Raw genomic sequence first — 9183 nt, 5'->3', positions numbered from 1 at the left:
GTCTCTGCTGCATCGACTGCTTCTTTAGCTTTGTCCGCTTCTGCTTTTGCTGCTTCCTTAGCTGCTGCTTTTTCTTCATCAGTTGCGTCTGATGCGTCAATCGCTGCTTCTTTCGCTGCCAAGGCTTCTTCGATCGCTTTCTTAGCGTCTTCCTTCGCTTCCGCTACTGGATCTTTCGATGGATTCTTAACCAAGTCTTCCGCTGCTTTTGCTAGAGCGTCTTTGGCTGCCGCTACTTGCTCTGCTGTCGCTGCTGGATCTTCCAATACTTTCTTCGCATCTGCTAGGGCATTATCGTAAGCTTGCTTCGCTTCCTCTGTTGCCTTGGTGTAGGCGTCTGAATCTTTAACAGTGTTTTCTTTAGCTACTTCAGCTTCCAATTCTGACTTATCGACTGCTTCTGGTTTTGAATCACCATTTAGGGCATTACGTGCGGCCTCTAGAGCTTCTTTGGCTGCATCAACATCTGCTTGAGTAGCGTTTGCGTTATTTAGGACTTCTTCACCTTTAGCAAGCGCCTGATCATAAGCGTCTTTCTTATCTTGATCCGCATTTTCGTAGTTGGTACTTGGAAGAACTTCCTCCTGCTTCGCAACTTCCTCTTCTAGCGCATCAGTTGTCGGTGGTACAAAGTTTCCATAGATAATTTTTGTACGATTTGTTTGCAACTCATCTTTATCGATTTTAAATGTTGCTGCAGGATTGATGATTTGTCCATTACCAGGAGCATTCGCAGTTGCTTTGAAGTCAACTGTCAATGGTTCACCTTGGCTCTCCTCTTTGGTCAACAATGCATTGTTTGCTGTCCAGGTCAAGGTACGAGTTGCCGCGTCATAATTGGTTCTTCCTTGGCTAGTAACATCTTTCGGGTTACCATTATCATCTTCTCCAAGGTATACCTTCAAGGAACCATTTTTATAAGTTAGTTTGTCATCTAATTTTTGTGTAAAGACAAGCTGAGTAAGCGGTTCACCGGAAACCTTGAATGTTGTCGAAGTTTGGTTACGGAAACTTACTTCTTCATTTGGTTTGGCAATGGTTACCAACTCAACTGGGTCATTGTCGATGCGTTCGCCATCTTCAAGAGTGGTTGTTGTGTGACCTTCATCTGCATCTGATACATACTGTACCGGAATGTCTGGCTCCACATCTTCATTGATGATTTTACCCCAAATATACCGGTTAGTCTGTGGTTTTTCATAATAGTATCGATTAACTTTTCTTGGATTTTTAGTGCTATTATTGGATGCGTAATATTTATCCAAGTTTTCTTGTACTTTAGCTAAGTTCTGATTACGGTTATTGGCGTTTTCATAAATATCCTTCGAGCGAATTTCATTTTTTCGAGCCAAGAAAGAATACTCAAAAGGCTTATCTGCAGTTGCATCATACGAGACATTAATCCGGTGATCGGTATCAAAAATCGTTTCCTTCGTATCTTTATCACGATAATTCCGAGGAGCACCAGTTGTATTGTTATAAATGACGTTGCCTACAGCGGAAGTGGTCGGTTGAACTGTAATTTCATCACTAGTTTTTTGGATACTTGCATTTGAGTTATTAGAAATCGCAAATAATTCTTGTCTGTCGATATCCAAAAGGGTCTTATTCGCTTTAACCGAAACAGTCTCCCCTGTTGCACTATCCAGGTAAGTTTCACGCATAGTGATGTAGTCCATACCTTGCATGTGCATTTGAAGCCCTGTACCCGTTATAATACGACCGATGTCCAAGATAGAGTTGGCTTGACCATAAACCTGATTGCTGGTATTTTGCACGAGCATCCGTTTCCAGTCAGCATACTCCAGCTTCATGTCTAACTGACGACCTTGGTATTCACCTACATTCTTAATAATAACATAAGGTTTGTTTTCGATTGTTTTGGGATCCCTATGTAGGATAGCCGAGTTCACATTAATCGGGAATTTCCCTTGGAAACGTCTAGAAGGACGGAAATTAGCTCCGTTATAAGCTTCGACGACTGAATTTTTATTAATGGTTGGTGAAAAACCATATACACCGTATTCAACATCATCCAGATTCGCCACCTTCTCAACGGTAACACCTGAACTTGTAGCTTCCGCATTTCGGAATCCCGCAGAACGGAAGCCACTACGGAATGAACTTGAAGTTGTAGTTGCTGGCTTGCTCTCCACTTTCTCTGCTGGAGTCTCTACTTCCTTAGTAGTTGCTTGCGCTTCTACTTGTGGCGTTTCTTTGTTTGTTGTCGTTTCAGCTGTCTCTGGAGCTTGCGCAACCGGTTTCGCTTCCGTTGTAACCTTCTCCTCTGCAGCAGGTTCTTCAGAAATTGATGGGGCGCTATCTTCTTTGACTACTGTGGCCGCTGTTTCTGGAGTCACCTTAGTCTCTGAAGCCAGTTCAGCTGACTGAGCAGGAGTAGGGCTTACCTCTACCGGCTCCGCTTGTGGGAGTTCTGTCGCAGGAGCAATTTCCCCAGCTCCTGGCTGTACTCTCTCTTCTACGACTTGAACATCGATAGGAGAATGTTCCTCAGCCGCAACAGTACTAGAAGGATCTAAAACAAATAGACTACCTACTAAAACAGAAAAAACACCAACTTTAAATTTTCGAATTGAAAATCGCTGTTTTTTGTTGAACATAAGTTATAAACCTCTCTTTTCTTTTTTGTTCGAAGATACTTTAACACATTTTAAATTTGTATGTACAGTAAAATGCTCAGAAAAACCATGAAATTTTTGTATACATTTTTTTACAGAAAAAACAAACGTTTGCTTACGAAAAGTTAATCTATTTTTTTATAGGGATATATTCTTCAATTCAGCTTTCTATATGAGAAATTGAGCTTCACAAATACCTTCCCTCCAACTTTGATAGTCTCCCAAAATCTCCTTGTCATTGTCAGCTTTCTTGGCTCAGATGTAGGATGAGATGGACAGTCAAAGAAGTGACCAGCATAGATGGTAGAAGCTCTTATGTAAACCACTCTACAAAGAAATCACTCATCATACTCTCTTGGTAAATCATTGGGGCTAAAAAAGTCTGACCAATTCAATTTGTCCAGATATAGGATGTTAGTTTATCTGTTATTTCTGTATTAGCTCGCTCCATACATCAGTCCTGGCTATGACTCGCTGTCTTTTTCTAAAAACAAACCATATGACTACCGCAAAAATCCCCCCCGATACTCGATGGTAATCAGGGGGGGATTTCATATACTCTTTCGTTTATTTTTTATTACTGAGTTAGTTCGTCTTGCCCTACTTATTTGAAACTTTCTTCGAACGTTTTAGCGTCTACGACTCGCCGCCTTGTACTAAAAGACTAAACTTTTTCAGGATGGCTTATCAAAAAATGGGAAACAGCACCGAGAAGGTTTGCCTGATTTTGAAACGCACAGGCTTTTAGCCTAAAACGGATATCCTCTGCATCGGTTTCCTGAATAAGTGCTTCTAAGCGACGCTGCACATTTGGAACTAAATCCTCTCGGGCGGAGATGGCCCCTCCCAGTAGGACTAATTCTGGATTGACTGTCATCAAAACGTTGTAAATCCCTACGGCAAGGGAGTTATAAAGACTTTCAACAGCCTCCTCAGCTGCTGGATGACCAGACTGAGCCAAATCAAACAAGTCTTTACCTGTTACATGGTCCAAACCTTGGTCCTGCGCAAACCGTTGCGCAACTTGGACTGGGCTAACCAATTGACTCAGACTACGCCCTTGGTCCAAGAGCATAAAACCGAACTCGCCACCAAACAAGTTTTCCCCTTTTTGCAATTGGGTGCCTATTGAAAGTGCGCCACCAACACCTGAACCAATGATAAAAAAAGCTGCAGAAGAGCTGCCACGCGCCGCCCCCATATGCAGCTCAGCTAGGGCTGCGCAGTTGGCATCATTTTCAATGGATACAGGCAAGCCTAAAAGTTCTTCCAATTCTGCTTGGATGGGAAAACGATGGATATAGGGTATGGCACTTTTTCCATAAATAATACCTGTTTCTGTATCGACAGATCCAGGACAAGACAAGGCTAATCCGCTGATATTTTCAGAGGAAACTTGATTTTTGAGAGCCAGCAGGGCAACCTTCATCTCTTCCCAACTAGAAGGGGTTGGCAAAGAATCCATGAGCTCTAGGTTTCCTTCTGTAAATAAGGCTGTTTTAACAGCTGTCCCTCCTAAATCACAGACCAACAAAGCCATAGTAACCTCCTAAGAATGTGGATGGCTCACAATCATCTCTAACTCACCCTCGAACGCCCAATGTGCAACATCATAAGGCAGTATGAAATGATCGCCTTTCTTCAATTTGTAAACCTGGCCCTCAACTTCCAGCAGACCTTGGCCTCCAACGACGCTGCAGAGAAGATAAGGTGCCACTCGGGCAAAAGATTCGCGTCCTAGAATTTGCCATTTATAAACTGTAAAAAATTCATTAGAGACAAGCAAGGTACTTGCCAGGTTTTCAACAACTAGCTTCGCAGGGGTTGAATGAGCGGGTTTTCCAATATTCAAGACATCAATGGATTTCTGCAGGTGCAATTCCCGCAGATTCCCTTGATCGTCTTTCCGATCAAAGTCATAGACTCTATAGGTGGTGTCACTCGATTGCTGGGTCTCAAGAATCAGAATTCCCTTTCCAATCGCATGCATGGTCCCACTGGGAACATAGAAAAAATCACCCGCTTTTACAGGAACTCTGGTCAATAGATGCTCCCAGTCACCCGCTTCAATCATTTGAGCTAGTTCTTCCTTAGATTGAGCCTCGTGACCATAGATAATCTCCGCACCTTCTTCTGCTTCCAGGACGTACCAACACTCCGTCTTCCCAAGTTCCCCCTCATGTTCTAAAGCATAGCGATCATCCGGGTGAACCTGGACGCTCAACCAGTCATTGGCATCTAATATCTTTGTTAATAGCGGGAAGACTGGCGAATCCGGATTACCGAATAGGTCTTTCTGCTCACGGTACAAGCGATCCAAACCCACACCTTGAAAACGCCCATTGGCAACCCGTGAAACGCCATTGGGATGGGCTGAAATTGCCCAATACTCACCTGTTTTGTCGGAAGGAATCTCGTAACCGAAAACATCCCGTAGTTGGGTTCCACCCCAAATTTTTTCATGCATTTGCGAATTTAAAAATAGTGGTTCTGCCATTATTCGCCTCTCCTTAATTTGTTTTTACATCTAAAAGTGAATAGCCCCGGGTATCATAGCGATTTCTACTCCGCGAATATTCAATCGGACGACCATTTTTTAAATAGACTAGCTGCTCTATCTGCAATATCGGATCATTTTTCTTGCAATCCAAATACTCCACATCATAAGAATCCGGACGCTCAGCGGTAATATGTCGATAAGAGCCCGCAAATTTTAAGCCTAATTTCTTTAGCAAAAAATCATAAATAGATGCCTCCAGAATCTCCTGGTTGAGACCTGGAACTAAATCACTTGGCATGTAAGTATGTTCAAGGGTATAAGGTTCTCCATCCAGAAGTCTCAGACGAACAATCTTATAAACTGGTGTTGTCTGATCAACTTGCAAACGGTCCGCCAGCTCCTGATCCGGAAAATCTACCGTAAATTCAATCACCTGACTGCTCAACTTGCGATCATCTGAATGAAGATCTGAGCTTAGTCCATTAAAATTATCCAGACGGAATTTGGCATCCTCCCGATCAAAGAAGGACGAATTGAGAATCTTGGTTCCATCTCCTTGTCGAGATAGAACCAAGCCCTCAACCGTCAAAATTTCAATTGCCTTTTTAACGGTGACCCGACTTACCTGAAATTCCTCAGCAAGAATCGTTCGTGTTGGTAACATGGAACCTACCGGATAAACACCATCGGTAATCCGTTGCCGCAAAACACCGGCGATTTCTTCATACTTTGGCATAGAACCCTCCGATCTATATGAATCTTTCTCTCGTGACGAAAGCCTATTCACATTATAGATCAGAATCTGGTTGTTTGTCCAGTATACGAAGGAATGGATACCATATGAAACCGACGAGAGCCACATCCACTAATTGCAACAATCCACCCGCAATGGAGTTGGTTGCAATCATACCACTAAAGAACACCGGCACTGTCCAAGGCACCGAAACTCCCGTTGGAGCCGGCACAAGACCAATGAGCATAACAAAGTAATTTAGACTTGTCACAAGGATTGGCGCTAGAATCCATGGAATTAAGATCGTAGCATTCAAAACGATTGGGAGACCAAAAATAACCGGCTCATTCACATTAAAGACGGCTGCTCCAAGAGCCAATCGGCCAACATCATTGTAGAGCTTTTTCTTCAAGATAAAGGCCATAATCAGAACCACAGCCAGTGTCATCCCTGAACCACCAAGACCAACGGTAAAGGTTTCCATAAAGGATTTAGAAATGATATGTGGGACCGCTTCACCAGCCTTAAAGGCTTCCAAGTTCTCTAAGTTCAAGGTATTCCAAATCGGATCCATTACGGAATTGACTAGAATTTGTCCATGGAGACCAAAGAACCAAAGAATCTGTATGAAGAAAAGAGCAATCAAGGTTGCACCGAGACTAGAGCCGAGACCAACCAGAGGTTTTTGAATGACATCGTAAATAATGTCATGAAGGTTAACAGAAAATACACCCGTTACCAAGGCATTGATTGCCAAGAAAATGGATAGGGTTAAAGTCCCCGGAATAATCGCCGCAAACGATTTTGCAACGGCAGGGGGAACAGTATCTGGCATCTTAATCTGCCACCCCTTGTTACTAAAACGACTATAGAGTTCTGCAGCCACAAACGCAGTAATCATCCCCAGGAACATTCCTTTTGCTCCAAGTCGATCCAGACTTAGAACATTGGAAACAACTTCACCACCTTCTGACTGGGTGTAAAACGGTGTCAGTATTAAGAAACTAGATAGAGCTACTGCACCACCGAAGACCCCTTCTACTTTGTAGCTCTTGGTCAGATAATAACCAATCCCAAAGACTACAAAGAGGGTCATGATGGACATCGTAGCCAACTGCCCATTCCCTAACAATTGATAGAGTGTTCCTCGAAGGCTATCACTCAAAAAAGGCAAATTCGTAATAACCACTAAAATGGAACCAAACATGGTAACTGGAAAGGCTAACATAAAAGCATCCCGCAAAATCGCCAAATAGCGATTAGATCCTAACTTATTAGCCAGAGGCAAGAGTTTATCACTCAAAGCGTCTAAGAACTTATTCATAAGCACTCCTCTTTTCTTTTGATACTATCAATATACGCCTTTTACTCCAAAATGTCTAGTCCTTTTATTAAAATATCTTGTCTTTTTTAAAAAAAGATGTATAATAGCACTATAGAAACAAAGGAGACTCTTATGACAAAGTATACATTTCCCAAAAATTTTTGGTGGGGAGCTGCTACTTCTGGCCCCCAAAGTGAAGGACGTTTCCAAAAGAAACACGCCAATATGTTTGACTACTGGTATGAGATTGAGCCCGAGGTTTTTTATAATCAAGTCGGGCCAGATACAGCTTCCAACTTCTACAATAGTTACGAGGAAGACATCGCTTTAATGAAAAAAATCGGCTTGAATAGCGTCCGCACCTCCATTCAATGGTCCCGATTAATTGATGATTTAGAAACCAATACAGTCAACCCGGACGCCGTTAATTTCTACAATAAGGTTATTGATTGTTTCATTGCGAATGGTATTCGTCCTATCATGAACCTCCATCATTTTGACCTCCCCATCGAACTTTACCACAAATATGGAGGTTGGGAATCACGCCATGTCGTTGATCTCTATGTAGGATTTGCGGAACAAGCCTTCAAAGCTTTTGGCGATCGCGTCAAAGATTGGACCACCCATAATGAACCCATGGTCGTTGTCGACGGTGGTTACCTCTATCAATTTCATTATCCTAAATTAGTGGATGGAAAAAGAGCCGTTCAAGTGGCCTACCACCTTAATCTAGCTTCAGCCAAAGCCATCGCTAAATTTCGAGAACTAGGACTCCAAGAAAATGGAGGTCGGATTGGAACGGTTCTTAACTTGACACCAACCTATCCTGCCTCAGATGCAAAAGCAGATTTGGACGCTGCCCATTTTGCAGAACTCTGGAACAATAAATTATTCCTGGAACCAGCTATTAAAGGCCACTTCCCAGAAGAATTGGTCCAACGGCTAGAAGCCGATAAGGTCCTCTGGCAAAGCGAACCCGGAGATCAGGCTATTTTTGAACAAAATACTGTTGATTTCCTCGGTGTAAATTTCTACCATCCAAACCGTGTAAAAGCTCCAGAAATCGCTCCAAATTCAGTTGGTGATTGGATGCCCAATCGCTATTACGACAACTACGAAATGCCTGGACGACGGATGAATATTGACAAGGGCTGGGAAATCTACCCACAAGCCATCTATGACATTGCCATTAATATCAGAGACAATTACAGAAATATCCCCTGGTTTGTTTCTGAAAACGGCATGGGAGTCTCCCGCGAAGAACGCTTCCTTGATGAAAATGGTCAAATCCAAGACGACTATCGTATCGACTTCATCAAAGAACACCTAGCCTACCTCCATCAGGGGATTGCTGAAGGATCCAATTGCTTTGGCTACCATCTCTGGACTCCAATAGACTGCTGGTCTTGGATGAACGCCTATCGAAACCGCTACGGCTTTATTTCAAACAACATCCACACTCAAGTAAAAACCATCAAGAAATCTGGACATTGGTTTAAAACGGTCGCTGAAAAGAATGGTTTTGAAGACTCTTCCTATTAATACAAAAAAAGTCGGATTCCTCTCCGACTTTTTTGTACTATGTAAAAGAATCTAATACTCAATGAAAATCAAAAATTAATACTTCACTAACTTCTAAATCGGAATACTCGAAAAATTTCAAAAAGATGACTAGGAAAGCCGATGATGGTAGAACTAAAGTTCACCGAAGAGGCTTGACAACGTCAGATTTTGAAATTTAATGAGTATAAACTAGGAAGTGAGCCACAGACAAGAGGCTGGGCAAAAACTAGCCAATAATTGAAAAATCACAGATAATTTGTACTTGGTTTTCGCCAAAAGATACAAATTTGTCTGTGATTTTCTTTATCTTTTTCATATTGGACTAACCTCTTAGTCAATTTTGTAAGATTCATGCTCATTAAGAGGAGTCCTAACTCTGTTTCCACATTTTGATTTCCTCGAACATGAACTCGGCGCACGCCAA

Annotated in this window: 6 protein-coding genes; 1 reads left to right on the top strand and 5 read right to left on the bottom strand. The window is 42.4% G+C overall.

Going from position 1 to position 9183, the window contains the following annotated elements; all coding sequences use genetic code 11:
- From JEQ21_RS07600 to celB, 5 genes are all read right to left on the bottom strand, one after another.
- Positions 1-2621, bottom strand: a 2621-nt coding sequence (locus JEQ21_RS07600; protein ID WP_199364769.1) for a YSIRK-type signal peptide-containing protein, incomplete at its 3' end; no start/stop codon positions are given.
- Between the two features lie 682 nt (positions 2622-3303).
- A complete protein-coding gene (locus JEQ21_RS07595; protein ID WP_199364768.1) occupies positions 3304-4179 on the bottom strand; it encodes an ROK family protein in 876 nt (291 codons plus the stop codon).
- 9 nt (positions 4180-4188) lie between these two features.
- Positions 4189-5136, bottom strand: coding sequence for a mannose-6-phosphate isomerase, class I (manA, locus tag JEQ21_RS07590; protein WP_199364767.1), 948 nt, complete (start codon positions 5134-5136; stop codon positions 4189-4191).
- A 13-nt stretch (positions 5137-5149) separates the two neighbouring features.
- Positions 5150-5875 (bottom strand): GntR family transcriptional regulator, encoded by a 726-nt coding sequence (locus JEQ21_RS07585; protein ID WP_196092398.1) that lies wholly within the window; start codon positions 5873-5875, stop codon positions 5150-5152.
- Between the two features lie 52 nt (positions 5876-5927).
- Entirely contained in the window at positions 5928-7196 is a 1269-nt protein-coding gene (celB, locus tag JEQ21_RS07580) for a PTS cellobiose transporter subunit IIC (protein ID WP_196092399.1), read from the bottom strand.
- 132 nt (positions 7197-7328) lie between these two features.
- Between celB and JEQ21_RS07575 the strand changes: the two genes are divergently transcribed.
- Positions 7329-8738 (top strand): glycoside hydrolase family 1 protein, encoded by a 1410-nt coding sequence (locus JEQ21_RS07575; protein ID WP_199364766.1) that lies wholly within the window; start codon positions 7329-7331, stop codon positions 8736-8738.
- The last annotated feature ends 445 nt before the right edge of the window (positions 8739-9183 follow it).

The organism is Streptococcus sp. 121 (genome assembly GCF_016458205.1).
In the GTDB taxonomy this organism is placed as follows: domain Bacteria; phylum Bacillota; class Bacilli; order Lactobacillales; family Streptococcaceae; genus Streptococcus.
This window is presented reverse-complemented; position numbering and strand designations above follow the sequence as displayed.

Excerpts from the sequence above, each read along its gene's own strand:
- JEQ21_RS07595 (WP_199364768.1), bottom strand. The coding sequence starts at position 4,179 with ATGGCTTTGTTGGTCTGTGATTTAGGAGGGACAGCTGTTAAAACAGCC.
- celB (WP_196092399.1), bottom strand. The coding sequence starts at position 7,196 with ATGAATAAGTTCTTAGACGCTTTGAGTGATAAACTCTTGCCTCTGGCT.
- manA (WP_199364767.1), bottom strand. The coding sequence starts at position 5,136 with ATGGCAGAACCACTATTTTTAAATTCGCAAATGCATGAAAAAATTTGG.
- JEQ21_RS07575 (WP_199364766.1), top strand. The coding sequence starts at position 7,329 with ATGACAAAGTATACATTTCCCAAAAATTTTTGGTGGGGAGCTGCTACT.
- JEQ21_RS07585 (WP_196092398.1), bottom strand. The coding sequence starts at position 5,875 with ATGCCAAAGTATGAAGAAATCGCCGGTGTTTTGCGGCAACGGATTACC.